Here is an 18,162-nt window from a genome sequence, read left to right as displayed (position 1 = left end):
CCGCGGCTCGAAATGCCTTCCTAACTTTCTCGACGTGCCAGCAAGGAACGAGAAGACCCCCCGGGTCGCCGTGCTCGCGGACTCCGACACCCGATGGAAATGGGGTGCCCTGACCGCGACCCGGCTCCGCAGCGAAGACGTCACCCTCGACGGCTTCCTGCTGCGCGGCCGAGCGACCCCCACCCCCCGCCAGCTCACCGAGGTCGGCGTGCGCGCCGACCGGCTGCGCGAGGTCACCGCGGTCGAGTTCCTGCGCGAGATGGAACGCGCACCCGAAGAGTACGACGTGGTCGTCCTCGCCCTCGTGGGCGGAGCCGTCCAGGCCGTACTGCACGGACTCGCCCATGTCTGGCGCGGCGTGACCCGCCGGCCCGTCGTCGTCACCGGCTACGTCGGCGTCGTCTACGAGAAGCTCGCCGACGGCCTTCTCCTGCGCCACGGCGCCGACGTCGTCCTCGCCAACTCGGCCTACGACGCGGACCGGTTCCGCGCCGTGTACGAGGGAGTGGGCGCCGACGCGGGCTCCGTCACCGAGTGCGCGCTGCCCTTCCTCGGCGGCACGCCCTACGACAAGCCGCACGACCCGTACACCGTGGTCTTCGCCGCCCAGCCGTCCGTCCCGGACACCGTGGCCGACCGCAGGTACCTCCTCGAACGGCTCGTCCGGCACGCGAAGGCACACCCCGACCGCGAGGTCCTCCTCAAGCTGCGCAGCAAGCCCGGCGAACACACCACGCACATCGAGGAGACCCCCTACCAGAAGCTCGCCCAGCGCCTCGAACTCCCGCCCAACTTCCGGCTCGTGTACGGGAACATGGGCGAGGTCCTCGACCGCACCGACCTGCTCGTCACGGTCAGCTCCACCGCCGCCCTCGAAGCCCTGCACCGGCGGATCCCGACCGTGCTGCTCACCGACCTCGGGGTGCGCGAGGCGCTCGGCAACCACCACTTCACCGGCTCCGGCTGCCTGCTGTCCTGGGACCGGCTCGACGCCGGCGAACTGCCCGCCCCCGACCCGGCCTGGGTCGCCCGGCAGGGCGTCGCCGCCGACGGCACGTACGGGCAGGCCTTCGACGGAGCCCGCGCCGAGGTCGAGGCGCTGCTCGCCGCCGACCGGCCCGCCATCGAGCCGTACTACAGCCGCACCACCGCCCCCGGCTACCTGCCGCGGATCCTCGCCCGCCACCACCTCGCGCCCGACGGCAGTCCGCTGCCCGGCGCCCCGGCCGGCGACCGCGACCCCTCGGCCGTGCGCCAGATCGTCCGCCGCGCCGCCCGCGGCGCGTACCGCCACGGCGTCCAGCGCGTCGCCCCCGTGATCCGCCGGATGGGCGAGCTGTGACCGCCCCCGAAGACCGCTCCCGACTGCCCGAAGGAGAAGCGCAGATGACCGACCCCGACGGCGGCGCCGCCGCTCCCGTACGCCGCGTGCTCGCGGTGATCCCCGCCCGCGGCGGCTCCAAGGGGGTGCCCGCCAAGAACCTCGCCCCGGTCGGCGGCGTCCCCCTCGTGACCCGCGCCGTCCGCGAGTGCCTCGCCGGCCGGTACGTCACCGACGTGGTCGTCTCCACGGACGACGCGGCCATCGCCGCCGCCGCCCGCGAGGCCGGCGCCGAGGTCGTCACCCGGCCCGCCGCCATCGCCGGCGACACGGCCACCTCCGAGGCCGCCGTGCTGCATGCCCTGGACACCCACGAGGGGCTCCAGGGAGCGTCCGTCGACGTCGTCCTGCTCGTCCAGTGCACCAGCCCCTTCCTGGTCCGCGAGGACATCGACGGCGTGGTCCGCGCCGTCGTCGAGGAAGGCGCCGACAGCGCCCTCACCGTCGCCCCGTTCCACGGCTTCGTCTGGCGCGAAGGGACCGAGGGCACGGTGGAGCCCGGCGGCCACGGCGTCAACCACGACAAGTCCTTCCGGCCCCGCCGCCAGGACCGCCCCCAGGACCTCCTGGAGACCGGCGCCGTCTACGCCATGGACGCCCGCGGCTTCCGCCGCCACGAACACCGCTTCTTCGGCCGTACGGAACTCGTCCGCACCGACCCCGCCCGGGTCCTGGAGATCGACGACCCGCACGACCTGGCCCGCGCCCGCGCGCTGGCCCCCCTCTTCGACACCGCGGCACGCACCCTCCCCACCCGGGAGGACATCGACGCGGTCGTCCTCGACTTCGACGGCACCCAGACCGACGACAAGGTGCTGATCGACTCCGACGGACGGGAGTTCGTCACCGTGCACCGCGGTGACGGACTCGGCATCGCGGCCCTCCGCAAGAGCGGCCTCAGCATGCTGATCCTGTCCACGGAGGTGAACCCGGTCGTCGCCGCCCGGGCCCGGAAGCTCAAGATCCCGGTCCTGCACGGCATCGACCGCAAGGACCTCGCACTCAAGCAGTGGTGCGAGGAGCAGGGCATCGCGCCGGAGCGCGTGCTCTACGTCGGCAACGACGTCAACGACCTCCCGAGCTTCGCCGTCGCCGGCTGGCCCGTGGCGGTCGCGAGCGCCCACGACGTCGTGCGCGGCGCCGCACGCGCGGTCACCACCCTCCCCGGTGGCGAAGGCGCGATCCGGGAGATCGCCGGCTGGATCCTCGGCCCCTCCCTCAGCTCGAGCGACTCTCTCGACCCCCTCGAAAACAAGTAAGGAACGTGTGACCCACATGTCTGCTGACAACTCCCGCCTCCGCACCTTCGGTTCGCGCACCGCGGGCCCCGGCCGCCCCGTGTACGTCACCGGCGAGATCGGCATCAACCACAACGGTGACCTGGAGAACGCGTTCAAGCTGATCGACGCCGCCGCCGAGGCCGGCTGCGACGCCGTCAAGTTCCAGAAGCGCACCCCCGAGATCTGCACCCCGCGCGACCAGTGGGACATCGAGCGGGACACCCCCTGGGGCCGCATGACGTACATCGACTACCGCCACCGCGTCGAGTTCGGCGAGGACGAGTACCGCCAGATCGACACCTACTGCAAGAAGAAGGGGATCGACTGGTTCGCCTCCCCGTGGGACACCGAGGCCGTCGCCTTCCTGGAGAAGTTCGACGTTCCCGCCCACAAGGTGGCCTCCGCCTCCCTGACCGACGACGAGCTGCTCCGCGCCCTGCGCGCCACGGGCCGCACGATCATCCTGTCCACGGGCATGTCGACCCCGAAGCAGATCCGTCACGCGGTCGAGGTCCTCGGCTCGGACAACATCCTCATGTGCCACGCCACGTCGACCTACCCGTCGGTCGCCGAGGAGCTCAACCTCCGCGTGATCAACACCCTCCAGGCCGAGTACCCGAACGTCCCGATCGGCTACTCCGGCCACGAGACCGGCCTGCAGACCACGCTCGCCGCCGTCGCCCTCGGCGCCACCTTCGTCGAGCGCCACATCACCCTCGACCGCGCCATGTGGGGCTCCGACCAGGCCGCCTCCGTCGAGCCGCAGGGCCTCACCCGCCTCGTCCGCGACATCCGCACCATCGAGGCCTCCCTCGGTGACGGCGTCAAGAAGGTCTACGAGTCCGAGCTCGGCCCGATGAAGAAGCTGCGCCGCGTCGCGGGCGTCGTCGCCGAGTCGGAGATCGCCGACGCCGCCGGCGAGCCGGTCGGCGTCTGACCCTCACCACCCCGACGGTCCGGCGCCCGAAAACCCGGCGCCGGACCGTCTCGGTGTCCCTCAGGAGGGGCCGCATGTCCAGCAGCAGTACGTTCGGCAGCACGCTGTGCTTCGTAGAGAGCCCGGTGCAGCTTCTCAACGTCCTGGAGTGGGCGCACCTGGACGGGGCCACCGCGACCGTCGTGGTCCTCTCGCCCACCGACCCCATGACCCGCGGCCAGCTCCGCCGCATGGCCGAGCTCGCCCGCGCCGACGGACACACCGTGCGCTGGGAGGAGGCGCGGGGCGGACCCGCCGCCCCGTTCCAGACCATCGGCGGACTCGCCGGGCCGCTGCGCGCCGCCGACCGGGTCGTCATCGGCGACCCGTTCTCCCGCTACGTACAGCTGCTGCTGACGCTGTATTCGTTTCTTGGCCGCAGGGCCCGCGACCTCGTCGTCGTCGACGACGGCACCGCCACCATGGAGTTCGTCTCCCAACTGGCCCGGGGCGAACGGCTCGTCCGGTGGCACCGGCGCGGTGGCCGCCCCGGCCCCCGCGACCTCGTCTTCGCCCCCGTGTCCGCCGCCGCCCGCCGCCGGCTCACCCCGGCGCCCGGCCGCACCACCGTCTCCCTGTTCACGTCGATGCCCGTGGACGAGGCCCTCGACGGCGTCACCGTTACCACCAACGCCTACGCCTGGACCCGGGACCGCTTCGGCCCGCCCCGCGTCACCCGCGGCGCCGACCTCGTCGGCACGTCACTGGTCGAGACCGGGGTCGTCGATCTCGACCGCTACCTCCAGGCGGTCAGCGGCCTCGCCGCCGCGCACGGCGCGACCCGCTACTTCGCGCACCGCCGCGAGAGCGCCGACAAGCTGCACCGCCTCGCCGGCGAGACCGGCCTCGAAGTGGTCCGCCCCGACCTGCCGCTCGAGCTGATCGCCCGCCGCGGCCCCATCGGCGGCACGATCCTCAGCTTCCCGTCCACGGTCGTGCACACCCTGCCGATCGCCCTGGAGGGCACCGGCGTCAAGGTCGCGGTCTGCGAGATCGACCCGAGCTGGCTCAGCGAGGGCGTCTCCGACCACGCCCAGGGCTTCCTCCGCGGCATCGCCGGATCAGCCCGCGGCGTCCGCACGGTCTGACCCCGGATCCTCCACCCCGAGGCGCACCACGACCCCCGACGTCGACCGGAACACGGCCTCCCGCCCCTCGACGACGACCCGTGTGAACGGGTTCGACTCCTCCAGGAACAGCGCCCACACCAGCGCCCCGCCCACCGTCAGCCGCGCCGCGAACCCCTGAGACCCGTGATCACCCTCGCCGCCCCACAGCACCCCGCCGCCGTCGAGCCGCACCTCGACGAGTCCGTCGACGTACGCGACCTCCTCCGCCGACCCCGTGATGCGCGCCCCGAGCCGGAACCCGGCGGGGACCGACGGATCGAGGCGGACGCGGTACGACGTGCCGTCGGGCAGATGCAGCGCGTCCCCGGCGGGCAGCCGATGGCCGTCCGCCCAGAGATCGCCGACACTGGTGGAAGAAAGAGAGGTCATACCCGCCCCGGGTGATCAGCATGCGGACCGCGACGCTTTTTCTTACCCCAATCCGGCTGAACTTTTGTTGATCGCGCGTTGGTTGACCCCTGCACCGCCCTACCCTTCAGAGGGTGAACCAGTTGATGTCCCGAGAGTCCGAGGCCGACGAGCCCGGGGGACCCGCCACCGGCGACGTCCTCCCCGGCACCCTGCCCGCAGAGCTCCGTGCCGAACTCGTCGCGTTCCGCCGCGACTTGCACATGCACCCCGAGCTGGGCAATCAGGAGTTCCGCACCACCGCGGCGATCAAGGCGCGCCTGGAGCGCGCCGGGCTCGTACCGCGGGTGCTCGGTATCGGCACCGGCCTCGTCTGCGACATCGGCACCGGCACGGAGACGGGGGAGTGGGAGGGCGGGCGCGAGATGCTCGCGCTGCGGGCCGACATCGACGCGCTGCCCATCCCGGACACCAAGACCGACTGCGCGTACCGGTCCACCGTCCCGGACCGCGCCCACGCCTGCGGCCACGACGTGCACACCACCGTCGTCCTCGGCGCGGGCCTCGTCCTCGCCGAGCTGCACCGTCAGGGCCGCCTCCCGCGCCCGGTGCGGCTGATCTTCCAGCCCGCCGAGGAGGTGCTGCCCGGCGGCGCCCCCGACGTGATCGAGTGCGGGGTGCTCGACGGGGTGCGCCGGATCATCGGCGTGCACTGCGACCCGAAGGTCGACGCGGGCCGGATCGGTCTGCGGGCCGGCGCGATCACCTCGGCCTGCGACCGCCTGGAGGTCACGCTCGACGGCCCCGGCGGGCACACCGCGCGCCCGCACCTGACCACGGACCTCGTCACGGCCGCGGCCAAGGTCGCCACCGAGGTGCCGGCGGTCGTCGCCCGCCGCGTCGACGCCCGCTCCGGCCTCGCCGTCACCTGGGGCCGCCTGGAGACGGGCCACGCGTGCAACGTGATCCCGCAGCACGCCGAGCTGTCCGGCACGGTCCGCTGCCTGGACCTGGAGTCCTGGCGGGCGGCGCCGGACCTGGTGCACGGGGCGATCCAGGAGATCGCCGAGCTGTACCGGGCGAAGCCGGTCGTCGACTACATCCGCGGCGTCCCGCCCGTGGTCAACGACCCGGCGGTCACCGAGCTGCTCCGCGACGCGATGACCGCCCGGCTCGGCCCGGACGCCGTGGAGGGCACCACGCAGAGCCTCGGCGGCGAGGACTTCTCCTGGTACCTGGAGCACGTGCCCGGCGCGATGGCCCGGCTCGGGGTGAAGGCGCCGGGCGACCGGACCAGCCGCGATCTGCACCAGGGCGACTTCGACGCGGACGAGGACGCGATCACGGTCGGCGTCGAGCTGTTCACGGCCGCCGCGCTCCTGGACGCCCAGCCCTGACCCCGGCCGATTCGTCACCGTTCGCCGCCGTGACGGACCCCACCGTCACCGGCGGGCGGCACGAATCGATAACGGCCCCGGCAAGGGCATTACGCGGCGGTTCTACGCGCGTTATCGTGCGCCGAACTGAGCGCCACACCAGGCGTGTTGGATGATTGGGGAAAATCCTGATGCGTCGAGTAACGCGGCTTACCCAGATCGCGATAGGTGTCACGGGTCTGGCGCTCGCCGCCACCGCGTGTGGCGGCACCAGCAGTGAGAAGAACAGCAACGACGGCGACAAGAAGAACCTGGGCCTGGCCATCGCCTACGACGTGGGCGGCAAGGGCGACCAGTCCTTCAACGACTCCGCCTACGAGGGCCTGGTCAAGGCCCAGAAGGAGTTCGGCTACAAGACGGCCGACCAGGAGCCCAAGGACGGCGAGTCCGACGACGACAAGGCCCAGCGCCTGAGCAACCTGGCGAAGGCGGGTTACAACCCGGTCGTCGGCATCGGCTTCGCGTACGGCCCCGCCATGAAGGACGTCGCGAAGAAGTTCCCGAAGACGACCTTCGGCATCGTCGACTCCGTCGTCGAGGGCGACAACGTGGCCTCGCTGGTCTTCGCGGAGAACGAGTCCTCGTACCTGGCGGGCGTCGCCGCCGCCAAGGCCACCAAGTCCGACCACGTGGGCTTCGTCGGCGGTGTCGACAACGAGCTGATCAACAAGTTCGAGGCCGGCTTCGAGCAGGGCGTCGCCGACACCAAGAAGGGCGTCAAGGTCGAGGTCCAGTACCTCGACGAGGACCCCGCGAAGGGCTTCGCCAGCCCCGACCTCGGTGAGGCCGCCGCCGACAAGCAGCTCGAGGACGGCGCCGACGTGATCTACCACGCGGCCGGCCTGTCCGGTCAGGGCGTGATCAAGGCGGCCGCCGAGCAGAAGAAGTGGGTCATCGGCGTCGACTCCGACCAGTACGCGCAGAAGACGCTCGACAAGTACAAGGACTACATCCTCACCTCCGCGCTCAAGGAGGTCGGCGGCTCCATCTACACGCTGGCGAAGTCGGTGAAGGACGGCAAGCCGCTCAGCGGCGTGCAGACCTTCGACCTCAAGGTCGACGGTGTCGGCGTGGCCGAGACCAACCCCCAGTACAAGACCATCTCCGGTCTCGCCGACGCGGTCGCCAAGGCCAAGCAGGGCATCGTCGACGGCACGATCAAGGTGGACACCAAGCCGAAGAAGTGACCCCGGCGCGGCGGGGGCCGCGTCATACGTACAACGTCAAGGGCGGGCGCTGATCCCATCAGCGCCCGCCCTTCTTCGCATTCGGGAAGGCCCTCGGGGCGTGTGACGCTCGCCTCGTTTCTGGCCGGTAACAGGTTGGACATTAGGGGTTTTATGTTTTGTCTACGCGCGTTACTCTGCGGCGAACTCAGCGTCGGTCACTGCTGTCCCGGCGCTTGTACGAAGGAGCACTTCTCAATGCGCCGGGTTTCCCGCATAGCGGTCGCAGGCACCGCCACCGCCTCTCTCGCCCTCGCCCTCGCCGCCTGTGGCGGCACCTCCTCCGACGCCGCCAAGTCGGACGGCGGCAAGGAGAAGGGCCTCGCCATCGCCTACGACGTGGGCGGCAAGGGCGACCAGTCGTTCAACGACGCCGCCTACGAGGGTCTGAAGCAGGCCAAGAGCGAGTTCGGCTACCAGGTCGCCGACCAGGAGCCCAAGGACGGCGAGTCCGACGACGACAAGACCGCGCGTCTGGTGAACCTGGCGAAGGCCGGCTACAACCCGATCGTCGGCATCGGCTACTCCTACGCCCCGGCCGTCAAGGAGGCCGCGGCGAAGTACCCGAAGGTCACCTTCGGCATCGTCGACGACTCCTCGGTCCAGGGGAAGAACATCGCCGACCTGGTCTTCCAGGAGAACGAGGTCTCCTACCTCGCCGGCGTCACCGCCGCCCTGAAGACCAAGTCGGACACGGTCGGCTTCGTCGGCGGCGTCGACAACGCGCTGATCAACAAGTTCCAGGCCGGCTTCGAGCAGGGCGTCAAGGACACCAAGAAGGGCGTCAAGGTCGAGGTCCAGTACCTCGACGAGGACCCCGCCAAGGGCTTCGCCTCCCCGGACCTCGGCAAGGCCGCCGCCGAGAAGCAGATCGAGGACGGCGCCGACGTCGTCTACCACGCGGCCGGCCTGTCCGGTCAGGGCGTCATCGAGGCCGCCGCCGGCGCCAAGAAGCTCGCCATCGGTGTCGACTCCGACCAGTACGGCCAGCAGGCCCTGGCGAAGTACAAGGACTCGATCATCACCTCCGCCACGAAGGACGTCGCCAAGGCGATCTTCAACCTGGCGCAGTCCGTCAAGGACGGCAAGCCGCAGACCGGCGTCATCACCGGTGACCTGAAGTCGGGCGAGGTCTCCCTGGCCGACTCCAACCCGGCGTTCAAGAGCGACGCGAAGCTGCAGGCGGCCCTCAAGAAGGCCCAGGCCGGCATCGTCGACGGCTCCATCAAGGTCGACCTCAAGCCCGCCAAGTAAGCGGCGCCACAACGGGGGTGCGGGGCGCTTCTGCCCCGTACCCCGTTCGTGCGATCCTGCTCGTCATCGCCGTCAGATCGCCGCAGCAGTCCGATCGCATCGCAGTTTGAACACTCGACATCGCTCGAAGTCGCTCGAACCCACTTCTCGCACACCGATGTTGGGGCGCTACGCGTGTAGCCGGCCCCCTTTCCCAGGAGAGTGCGCCATCGCCACGTCAAGCTCCCCGCCGACCACCGTCGCCGTAGAACTCAAGGGCATCACCAAGAGGTTCCCCGGCGTCGTCGCCAACCACGACATCTGCCTCACCGTCCGCAAGGGCACCGTGCACGCCCTCGTCGGTGAGAACGGCGCGGGCAAGTCCACGCTGATGAAGATCCTCTACGGCATGCAGAAGCCGGACGAGGGCACCATCACCATCCACGGCGAGCAGGTCTCCTACTCCTCGCCCGCCGACGCGATCGCCCGCGGCATCGGCATGGTGCACCAGCACTTCATGCTCGCGGACAACCTCACCGTCCTCGAGAACGTCGTCCTCGGCAGCGAGAAGCTGTACGGGATCGGCGCGAAGGCCCGCCGCAAGATCCTCGAGATATCCGAGCGCTACGGCCTCGGCGTCCGCCCCGACGTCCTTGTCGAGGACCTCGGCGTCGCCGACCGCCAGCGCGTCGAGATCCTCAAGGTCCTCTTCCGCGGCGCCACCACCCTGATCCTCGACGAGCCGACCGCCGTCCTCGTCCCGCAGGAGGTCGACGCGCTTTTCGACAACCTGCGCGAGCTCAAGGCGGAGGGCCTGTCGGTCATCTTCATCTCGCACAAGCTCGGCGAGGTCCTCTCCGTCGCCGACGAGATCACCGTCATCCGGCGCGGCACCACGGTCGGCACCGCCGTCCCCGCCGAGACGACCCCCAAGCAGCTCGCCGAGCTGATGGTCGGCAGCGAGCTCCCCACGCCGGAGACCGCCGACTCCACGGTCACCGACCGCCCCGTGCTCCAGGCCGAGGACCTGCGCCTGGCCGCCCCCGGCGGCGGCAAGCCGCTGCTCGACGGCATCACCTTCACCATCCACGCCGGTGAGGTGCTCGGCCTCGCGGGCGTCGAGGGCAACGGCCAGACCGAGCTGATCGAGACCCTGATCGGCCTCGTCCAGGCCGACAGCGGCACCGTCACCCTGCTCGGCGAGGACATCACCTCCTGGGCGACCCGCAGGCGCCGCGAGTCCGGCGTCGGCTACATCCCCGAGGACCGGCACCGCCACGGCCTGCTCCTGGACGCCCCCCTCTGGGAGAACCGCATCCTCGGCCACGTCACCGAGGCCCCCAACTCCAAGGGCATGTGGCTCGACCCGAAGGCCGCGCAGGCCGACACCACGCGGATCGTCAAGGAGTACGACGTCCGCACCCCCGGCATCGACGTCACGGCCGCCTCCCTGTCCGGCGGCAACCAGCAGAAGCTGATCGTCGGCCGCGAGATGAGCCACGCCCCCAAGTTCCTGATCGCCGCCCACCCCACCCGCGGTGTGGACGTCGGCGCGCAGGCGCAGATCTGGGACCAGATCCGCGAGGCCCGCCGCGAGGGCCTGGCCGTGCTGCTCATCTCGGCCGACCTCGACGAGCTGATCGGCCTGTCCGACACCCTCCGGGTCATCTACGACGGCCGCCTGGTCGCCGACGCCGACCCGGCCTCCATCACCCCGGAAGAGCTGGGATCCGCCATGACCGGTGCCGCCTCGGGCCACCTGGAGCACACGGAAGACGGTGCCTGACCATGAACAACCCCAAGCGCTGGGACTCCGAGCGGATCCTGCTCGCGGCCGCCGGTCCCGTGATCGCGCTGGTCGTCGCGTTCGCCCTGACCTCGCTGGTGCTGCTCGCCTCCGGCGAGAACCCGGTCGAGCCGTTCTCGATCATGTTCGAGCAGGCGACGTTCTCCGACGTCCAGGTCCTCATCATCAATGACGCCGCCGGTCTCTACATCGGCGCGCTCGCGGTCGCCATCGGCTTCCGGATGAACCTCTTCAACATCGGCGTCGAGGGCCAGTACCGGCTCGCCGCCTGTGTCGCCGCCATCGTCGGCGCGCACATCGCGTTCCCGGCCTTCCTCCAGATCCCGCTGCTGATCCTGTCGGCCGCCGTGACCGGCGCGCTGTGGGCCGGTATCGCCGGTGTCCTCAAGGTGACCCGCGGCGTCAGCGAGGTCGTCTCCACGATCATGCTGAACTCGATCGCGGGGTCCGTCATCGCGTACCTCACGCTCGAGGACGCGTTCGGTGTCGCCGTCGGCAACAACCGCACGACCGGCGAGATGGACAAGGCCGGCTGGTTCCCCGGCCTCAACCTGGGCGACTCCATCGGCACCATCTACGGCTTCGTCGCCGTGGCCGTGCTCCTCGGCATCGTCTACTGGGTGATGCTCAACCGCACCCGCTTCGGCTTCGACCTGCGCGCCTCCGGCGCCTCCGAGTCCGCGGCCGCCGCCTCCGGCGTCTCCGCCAAGAAGATGGTGCTCACCGCGATGCTGCTGTCCGGCGCGGTCGCGGGCCTCGCGGGCCTGCCCACGCTGCTCGGCTCGACGCACACCTTCTCCGACTCCTTCCCGGCCTCGCTCGGCTTCAACGCGATCACCGTCGCGCTGCTCGGCCGCAACAGCCCGGCCGGCATGGCCCTCGCCTCGCTCCTGCTGTCCTGGCTGTTCAACGCCGCCGACCCGCTGGACCTGCAGGGCTACAGCTCCGAGATCGCCACGATCATGCAGGGCCTCATCGTCATCGCCGTGGTCGTCTCCTACGAGTCCGTCCGCGTCTGGGGCACCCGCCGCCAGCAGAGCCGCGTCGGCGCCGAACTCGCGGCGGGCCACGTCCTCGCCGCCGCGGGACCCGACGACAGCGACGACAACAACGACACGAAGAAGGAGGTGGCGGCCCGATGAGCACGGCTCCCGCACTCGACAAGACGCCTGCCGCCGCCCCGGCGGCCCGGCGCAGGCTCAGCCTTCCCGTCCTGATGCTGATCGTCGCCGGGCTGCTCTGCCTGGTCTCGGCGGTCCGCCTGATCACCGACGCGAACGGGCTCACCTCCGTCAGCCAGATGTCCACCGCGCTGCGGCTCGCCGTGCCGATCGGCCTGGCCGGACTCGGCGGCCTGTGGGCCGAGCGCGCCGGCGTCGTCAACATCGGCCTCGAGGGCATGCTCATCCTCGGCACCTGGTTCGGTGCCTGGGCCGGCTACCAGTGGGGCCCCTGGGTCGGCGTCCTCGCCGCCCTGATCGGCGGCGCGCTCGGCGGCCTCGTCCACGCGCTCGCCACGGTCACCTTCAACGTGAACCACATCGTCTCCGGTGTGGCGATCAACATCCTGGCCCTCGGCGCCACCCGCTACCTGTCCGTCCTCGTCTACGACGGCATGGACGGCGCCACCTCCCGGCAGTCCCCGGCGGTCCCGAGCCTCGGCGAGTTCACCGTGCCCGGCCTCGCCGACGCGCTCGCCGACCTCAACAAGCACGGCTACTTCCTGATATCCGACGTCGCGGGCCTGCTCGGCGGCATCATGACCGGTGTGTCCTGGCTGACCGTCATCGCCGTCGCCCTCGTGCCCGTCTCCTGGTGGGTGCTGTGGCGCACCTCGTTCGGCCTGCGTCTGCGCTCCTGCGGTGAGAACCCGGTCGCGGCCGAGTCCCTCGGCGTCAACGTCATCAAGTACAAGTACCTCGCCGTGATCATCTCGGGCGCGCTCGCCGGCCTCGGCGGCGCCTTCCTCTCCGAGGTCTCCTCCAACTACTACCTGGAGGGCCAGACCGGCGGCCGCGGCTACATCGGCCTCGCCGCCATGATCTTCGGCAACTGGATGCCGGGCGGCCTCGCCCTCGGCGCCGGCCTGTTCGGCTACAGCGACACCCTCAAGGTCCGCGGCGGCACCGAGAACACGCACGCGCTGCTCCTCCTGATCGCCGTCCTCGCGCTCTTCGCCGTGGCCTGGCTGATCTGGAAGAAGAAGATCACCGGCGCGGTCGTCACGCTCGCCGTCTCCGTGCTGCTCTTCTTCTGGTACGCCACCACGGACTCCGTCCCCAGCCAGGTCGCCACGGCCATGCCGTACGTCCTGACCATGCTCGTCCTCGCCCTCTCGGCCCAGCGCCTGCGCATGCCGAAGGCGAACGGACAGCCGTACCGGAAGGGCCAGGGCAAGTGACCGGCGCCGACGCGACCGACTGGGAGGCCCTGCGCGCGGCCGCGCGCGAGGCCATGTCCCACGCGTACGCCCCCTACTCGGGCTTCCCGGTCGGCGCGGCGGCGCTCGTCGACGACGGCCGCACGGTGACCGGCTGCAACGTGGAGAACGCCTCGTACGGCATCGGCCTGTGCGCCGAGTGCGGGCTCGTCTCCCAACTGCGCCTCACCGGCGGCGGCCGGCTGACCCACTTCACGTGCGTCGACGGCAAGGGCGAGATCCTGATGCCGTGCGGCCGCTGCCGCCAGCTGCTCTACGAGTTCGGCGGCAAGGACCTCCTCCTGGAGACCGCGTCCGGAGTGCGCCCGCTCGCCGAGCTGCTGCCGGACGCGTTCGGCCCCGAGAACCTGGGCCGCGAGGACGCCTGATCCCCGAGCAACACCCCGAGGGCCCCGGCGAATTGGTCGGCGGGGCCCTCTTTCTCCCGCCGGTTCTATGCGCGTAGAGTCGACGGATCCCACGCAAGCCGGTGCTGGAAGGCAGGAAAGCCATGGACGTCATCTCCGTCATCCGTACGAAGCGGGACCGGGGCCGCCTGAGCGATGAGCAGATCGACTGGGTCGTCGACGCCTACACGCGCGGCGAGGTCGCCGACGAGCAGATGTCGGCCCTCGCCATGGCGATCTTCCTCAACGGGATGGACCGCGCCGAGATCGCCCGCTGGACCGCCGCGATGATCGCCTCCGGCGAGCGCATGGACTTCTCCGCGCTGTCCCGGCCCACCGCCGACAAGCACTCCACCGGCGGCGTCGGCGACAAGATCACGCTGCCGCTCGCCCCGCTGGTCGCCGCGTGCGGGGCCGCCGTGCCGCAGCTGTCCGGGCGCGGCCTCGGCCACACCGGCGGCACGCTCGACAAGCTGGAGGCGATCCCCGGCTGGCGCGCGAACCTCACCAACGCCGAGATGATGCGCACCCTGGAGGACGTCGGCGCCGTCGTCTGCGCCCCCGGCAGCGGCCTCGCCCCCGCCGACAAGAAGCTCTACGCCCTGCGCGACGTCACCGCGACCGTCGAGTGCATCCCGCTCATCGCCTCCTCGATCATGTCCAAGAAGATCGCCGAGGGCACGGGCTCGCTGGTCCTGGACGTGAAGGTGGGCTCCGGCGCCTTCATGAAGGAGCTGGACGCGGCGCGCGAACTGGCCCGCACGATGGTGGGCCTGGGCGCCGACCACGGGCTGCCCACCGTCGCCCTCCTCACCGACATGAACACCCCGCTCGGCCTGACGGCGGGCAACGCGCTCGAAGTGCGGGAATCCGTCGAGGTCCTGGCCGGCGGCGGCCCCGCCGACGTCGTCGAACTGACCCTCGCGCTGGCCCGCGAGATGCTCGACGCGGCGGGCCTGAAGGACGCGGACCCGGCGAAGGCCCTGGCCGACGGCTCGGCGATGGACGCGTGGCGCGGCATGATCGCGGCGCAGGGCGGCGATCCGCTGGCCCCGCTGCCGACGGCCCGGGAGACGCACGTCGTCACGGCCGCGGAGTCCGGCGTGCTGACTCGCCTCGACGCGATGGGCGTCGGCCTGGCCGCCTGGCGGCTCGGCGCGGGGCGCGCCCGCAAGGAGGACCCCGTGCAGGCCGCCGCCGGCGTCGAACTCCACGCCAAGCCCGGCGACTCCGTCGAGGCGGGCCGCCCCCTGCTGACCCTCCACACGGACACCCCCGAGCGCTTCGCCTACGCCCTGGAGGCACTGGAGGGCGCCTACGACATCGCCCCCTCCGACACCCCCTTCACGGCGGCGCCGATCGTGCTGGAACGTATCGCCTGACCTGCGGTTTCCCCTTTCGGGTGAACGGGATCGGTGGACCGCCGCCGGTCCCGTTCGGCATGCTGGTATCGGTGACGACCGATTGGAGCACCGCCATGAGCGCACTCGCAGTCGAGCCCGAGCCGTCGGCCGGCTCGGACTGGGACGCCGCCGTACGCCTCTGGGAGGCGACGGACGCCCCCGAGGGCTGCAAGGTGGAGATCATCGAAGGGATCGTCACCTTGGCCCCGCCGCCTTCCGAAGAGCACAACGACGCCGCTGAGATCGTCACGGAGATTCTCTGGCCGGCACGGCCCGACGGATGTGGCATCTACCAGACCCTCGGTCTGGTGGCGGCGGATGCCGCCGGCCTCTACATCCCCGACCTCTGTGTCGTCCCCCGGACGGCACTGCGCGAGGGGCGGCGCGTGCAGGCGGCCGAGGCTGAGCTGGTCGGCGAGATCACCTCGCGGAGCAACGCCAACCATGACCGTGTCAGCAAGGTCAACGGCTACGCCAAAGCAGGCGTACCGCTGTACCTGCTGCTCGACCCGTGGCACTCGGGCCGCCCGACCGCGACCCTCTACGGCGATCCGTCGGCCGGAACCTATCGCGTTCTCGCCACCGTTCAATACGGAGACCAGCTGCGGCTGCCCGCGCCCTTCGACGTCGCCCTCGACACCAAACTGCTGCCCTGCACGGACTGACGCCTCAGCCCAGCAGCGCCGCCACCAGCACCAGAACCGGCACCGATCCCATCGTCGACAGCAGGATCGACTCCCGGGCCAGGCGCTCTCCCACCCCGTAACGGCTGGCGTACGTGAAGAGGTTCTGGGCCGCCGGGAGCGCCGAGGTCACGACGACGTCCAGGAGTCGCGCCCCGCTCAGGCCGAAGACGAAAGACGCCAGCGCCCAGGACACGGCAGGCTGCCCGACGGACTTCAGCACCGAGGACAGCAGCACCGGCACCCGGTCCGAGCCCGGACCGCCCGGCCACGAACTCCCGCACAGCGAGATCCCGAACGCGATGAGGATCATCGGCACCGACATGTTCGCGATGAGCTTCAGCGGGTCGAAGACGGGCGCCGGCACCGTCCACCCCGTCGCCGACACCACGACCCCGGACAAGGCTCCGATCGCGATCGGGTTCCGGAACGGCGTGAGGACCCGCCGCCACCACGACTGCCGCGTCCCCGACGCCTCCGCCAGATCCAGGATCGTCAGCGCGACCGGCGTCACCACGATCTGCTGGAACAGCAGCACCGGCGCCACGAGCGACGCGTTCCCCAGCACGTACACCGCGATCGGGATGCCCAGGTTCCCCGAGTTCACGTACGAGGAGCACAGCGCGCCGATCGTCGTGCGGCCCACACCCCAGCCCCGTACGACCGCCACGGACACGAAGACCCCCGCGACGGCCAGCGTCGACAGGGCCGTGACCAGGAGGCTCGGGGAGAGGATCACGGACAGGTCGGCCCGCGCCAGCATCGTGAAGAGCAGCGCCGGGGTCGCCACGTGGAAGGCCAGTTTCGTCAGGACGTCCCGGCCGCTCTCGCCCAGATAGCCCTTCCGGCCGATGAGATAGCCGACGCCGATGACGACGGCGATGACCGCGAACCCGTTCAGAACCCCTTGCACGGGCTCCACCCTCGGCCGCGCGTGCGCCGGAGGTCAACGTGATCCACTCCGACGTGACGCGGCACACGCCGGGTGTCCGTCCGACGCCGATGAGTTCCGGGCCGTCGCACGGTCATGACTACGTGGCTGCCTCAACGACCCCTTCCGTCGTCGTGCTCGCCGGGCCGATCCGCCCCGGCGACGCACCGCTGCTCTGCGACCAGGTCCGTGCCGCCCTCGGCGGGGCCCCGCCCGGCGCGGACGCCCGTACGGTCGTCTGCGACGTGTCCGCCGTGACGAGCACCGACCTCGCCACCCTCGACGCGCTCGCCCGGATGCAGCTCGCCGCACGGCGGGCCGGGGGACGGATACGGCTGCGGGATCCGTCCCCCCGCCTCACGCTGATGCTCGGCCTCACCGGCCTCGACGGAGTCCTGTCCGCCGAAAGCCGGAGCCCGGGTCCGGGGCCGAGCCCGGGTCCGAGCGCGGGGACCTCAGGCGTCCAGGTGCTCCGGGACGCCGAACAGCGGGAACCACCGTCGGCTGAGGTCCAGGAAGCAGTGGAAACCGGCGATCCGGCCGTCTGAGATCTCCAGGACCTGGATCGCCCACGGCATGTATCCGCCGTTCTCCGGGTCGGGCTTGTAGTGGGCGAACGCGGGCGTCCCGTTCGCCGACACCGGCAACAGGCGCGAGTTCTCGCACTCGTGACCGAGCGTCAGCATGAAGCCGGTGATGTCGTCCGTGCCGCGCAGCCACAGGTCGAACGGCGGCATCGTCATGACCGCGTCCTCGGCGAGCAGCTCGGTCAGCGCCTTCATGTCGTAGCCCTCGAAGGCCGCGACGTAACGCTCCAGGAGCTTCTGCTGCTCCTCGTCGAGCGGGTCCGCCGTCGCCGAGTCGGCGGGCGGGGCCTCGGCGAGCGTGGCCCGCGCTCTCTGGAGCGCGCTGTTCACCGACGCGACCGTCGTGTCGAGCAGCTCCGCGACCTCGGTCGCCTTCCAGGCCAGCACCTCGCGCAGCAGGAGCACCACCCGCTGCTTCGGCGGCAGTTGCTGCAGCGCCGCGACGAACGCGAGCCGCACCGACTCCTTCGCGACGGCGGCCTCCGCCGGGTCGTGCACGGTGGGCAGGACACGGGCGTCGGGCATCGGCTCCAGCCACACATTGTCCGGGCGGGGGGTCAGCGCGGCCTGCGCGAGCGGGGCCGCGGCGGTCAAGTCCATCGGACGGGCCCGCTTGTTGCCCGCGTTCAGCAGGTCCAGGCAGACATTCGTCGCGATGCGGTACAGCCAGGAGCGCAGCGAGGAGCGGCCCTCGAACTTGTCGAAGCTGCGCCACGCGCGCACCATCGTGTCCTGTACGGCGTCCTCGGCCTCGAACGCCGAACCCAGCATCCGGTAGCAGTACCCGGTCAGCTCGACCCGGTGCTTCTCCAGATCCTCGAGCTCCGGCTTCGTCGCGGTGTCGCTCATGTCCCAACGCCCCCATAGCGGCTGTGAGTACCAGTTCTTCTCCAGCACCTTCTCCAGCACTTCGAA

17 protein-coding genes are annotated in these 18,162 nt (G+C 71.0%); 14 read left to right on the top strand and 3 right to left on the bottom strand.

Going from position 1 to position 18,162, the window contains the following annotated elements:
• Positions 1–34 precede the first annotated feature (34 nt).
• From ACIBTU_RS26875 to ACIBTU_RS26860, 4 genes are all read left to right on the top strand, one after another.
• Positions 35–1,342, top strand: a complete 1,308-nt coding sequence (locus ACIBTU_RS26875) for a DUF6716 putative glycosyltransferase (protein WP_399129029.1) — start codon at positions 35–37, stop codon at positions 1,340–1,342.
• A gap of 44 nt (positions 1,343–1,386) precedes the next feature.
• The gene (locus tag ACIBTU_RS26870; protein ID WP_399129028.1) at positions 1,387–2,640 is read left to right on the top strand and encodes a cytidylyltransferase domain-containing protein; all 1,254 of its coding nucleotides are present in this window, start codon (positions 1,387–1,389) and stop codon (positions 2,638–2,640) included.
• 16 nt (positions 2,641–2,656) lie between these two features.
• On the top strand, positions 2,657–3,598 hold the full coding sequence (locus ACIBTU_RS26865) for an N-acetylneuraminate synthase family protein (RefSeq protein ID WP_399129027.1): 942 nt from the start codon (positions 2,657–2,659) through the stop codon (positions 3,596–3,598).
• 74 nt (positions 3,599–3,672) lie between these two features.
• A complete protein-coding gene (locus ACIBTU_RS26860; protein WP_399129026.1) occupies positions 3,673–4,725 on the top strand; it encodes a hypothetical protein in 1,053 nt (350 codons plus the stop codon).
• Here the strand turns inward: ACIBTU_RS26860 and ACIBTU_RS26855 are convergent.
• Entirely contained in the window at positions 4,699–5,136 is a 438-nt protein-coding gene (locus tag ACIBTU_RS26855; RefSeq protein WP_399129025.1) for a hypothetical protein, read from the bottom strand. The two genes, ACIBTU_RS26860 and ACIBTU_RS26855, sit on opposite strands and share 27 nt — an antisense overlap.
• A 125-nt stretch (positions 5,137–5,261) precedes the next feature.
• Between ACIBTU_RS26855 and ACIBTU_RS26850 the strand changes: the two genes are divergently transcribed.
• The 9 genes from ACIBTU_RS26850 to ACIBTU_RS26810 all read left to right on the top strand — a co-directional run bounded on the left by ACIBTU_RS26850 (position 5,262) and on the right by ACIBTU_RS26810 (position 15,711).
• Complete coding sequence (locus ACIBTU_RS26850) at positions 5,262–6,512, top strand: M20 family metallopeptidase (protein ID WP_399129190.1); 1,251 nt, start codon at positions 5,262–5,264, stop codon at positions 6,510–6,512.
• A 170-nt stretch (positions 6,513–6,682) separates the two neighbouring features.
• The gene (locus tag ACIBTU_RS26845; protein WP_399129024.1) at positions 6,683–7,738 is read left to right on the top strand and encodes a BMP family protein; all 1,056 of its coding nucleotides are present in this window, start codon (positions 6,683–6,685) and stop codon (positions 7,736–7,738) included.
• 237 nt (positions 7,739–7,975) lie between these two features.
• The gene (locus ACIBTU_RS26840; RefSeq protein WP_399129023.1) at positions 7,976–9,031 is read left to right on the top strand and encodes a BMP family protein; all 1,056 of its coding nucleotides are present in this window, start codon (positions 7,976–7,978) and stop codon (positions 9,029–9,031) included.
• A 157-nt stretch (positions 9,032–9,188) separates the two neighbouring features.
• Positions 9,189–10,796 (top strand): ABC transporter ATP-binding protein, encoded by a 1,608-nt coding sequence (locus ACIBTU_RS26835; protein WP_399129022.1) that lies wholly within the window; start codon positions 9,189–9,191, stop codon positions 10,794–10,796.
• A 2-nt stretch (positions 10,797–10,798) separates the two neighbouring features.
• Entirely contained in the window at positions 10,799–11,959 is a 1,161-nt protein-coding gene (locus ACIBTU_RS26830; protein WP_399129021.1) for an ABC transporter permease, read from the top strand.
• Complete coding sequence (locus ACIBTU_RS26825) at positions 11,956–13,218, top strand: ABC transporter permease (RefSeq protein WP_399129020.1); 1,263 nt, start codon at positions 11,956–11,958, stop codon at positions 13,216–13,218. Before ACIBTU_RS26830 ends, ACIBTU_RS26825 begins: the two co-directional genes overlap by 4 nt.
• On the top strand, positions 13,215–13,625 hold the full coding sequence (locus ACIBTU_RS26820; RefSeq protein ID WP_399129019.1) for a cytidine deaminase: 411 nt from the start codon (positions 13,215–13,217) through the stop codon (positions 13,623–13,625). The genes ACIBTU_RS26825 and ACIBTU_RS26820 overlap by 4 nt, the downstream gene beginning before the upstream one ends.
• Positions 13,626–13,747: 122 nt before the next feature.
• Complete coding sequence (locus tag ACIBTU_RS26815; RefSeq protein ID WP_399129018.1) at positions 13,748–15,025, top strand: thymidine phosphorylase; 1,278 nt, start codon at positions 13,748–13,750, stop codon at positions 15,023–15,025.
• Positions 15,026–15,120: 95 nt separating this feature from the next.
• A complete protein-coding gene (locus tag ACIBTU_RS26810; protein ID WP_399129017.1) occupies positions 15,121–15,711 on the top strand; it encodes a Uma2 family endonuclease in 591 nt (196 codons plus the stop codon).
• Positions 15,712–15,715: 4 nt separating this feature from the next.
• Here ACIBTU_RS26810 and ACIBTU_RS26805 read toward each other — a convergent pair whose 3' ends face one another.
• Positions 15,716–16,642, bottom strand: a complete 927-nt coding sequence (locus ACIBTU_RS26805; protein WP_399129015.1) for an AEC family transporter — start codon at positions 16,640–16,642, stop codon at positions 15,716–15,718.
• Positions 16,643–16,764: 122 nt separating this feature from the next.
• Here ACIBTU_RS26805 and ACIBTU_RS26800 point away from each other — a divergent pair, with 122 nt between their 5' ends.
• Complete coding sequence (locus tag ACIBTU_RS26800; protein ID WP_399129014.1) at positions 16,765–17,208, top strand: STAS domain-containing protein; 444 nt, start codon at positions 16,765–16,767, stop codon at positions 17,206–17,208.
• On the opposite strand, the gene ACIBTU_RS26795 is transcribed toward ACIBTU_RS26800, so the two are convergent.
• Positions 17,116–18,096 (bottom strand): sigma-70 family RNA polymerase sigma factor, encoded by a 981-nt coding sequence (locus ACIBTU_RS26795; protein ID WP_399129013.1) that lies wholly within the window; start codon positions 18,094–18,096, stop codon positions 17,116–17,118. The genes ACIBTU_RS26800 and ACIBTU_RS26795 overlap by 93 nt on opposite strands.
• Positions 18,097–18,162: the final 66 nt, after the last annotated feature.

It is taken from the genome of Streptomyces sp. NPDC050145, from assembly GCF_044460245.1.
In the GTDB taxonomy this organism is placed as follows: domain Bacteria; phylum Actinomycetota; class Actinomycetes; order Streptomycetales; family Streptomycetaceae; genus Streptomyces.
The sequence above is the reverse complement of the archived record's forward strand: the minus strand, read 5'-3'. Positions and strand labels throughout refer to the sequence as shown.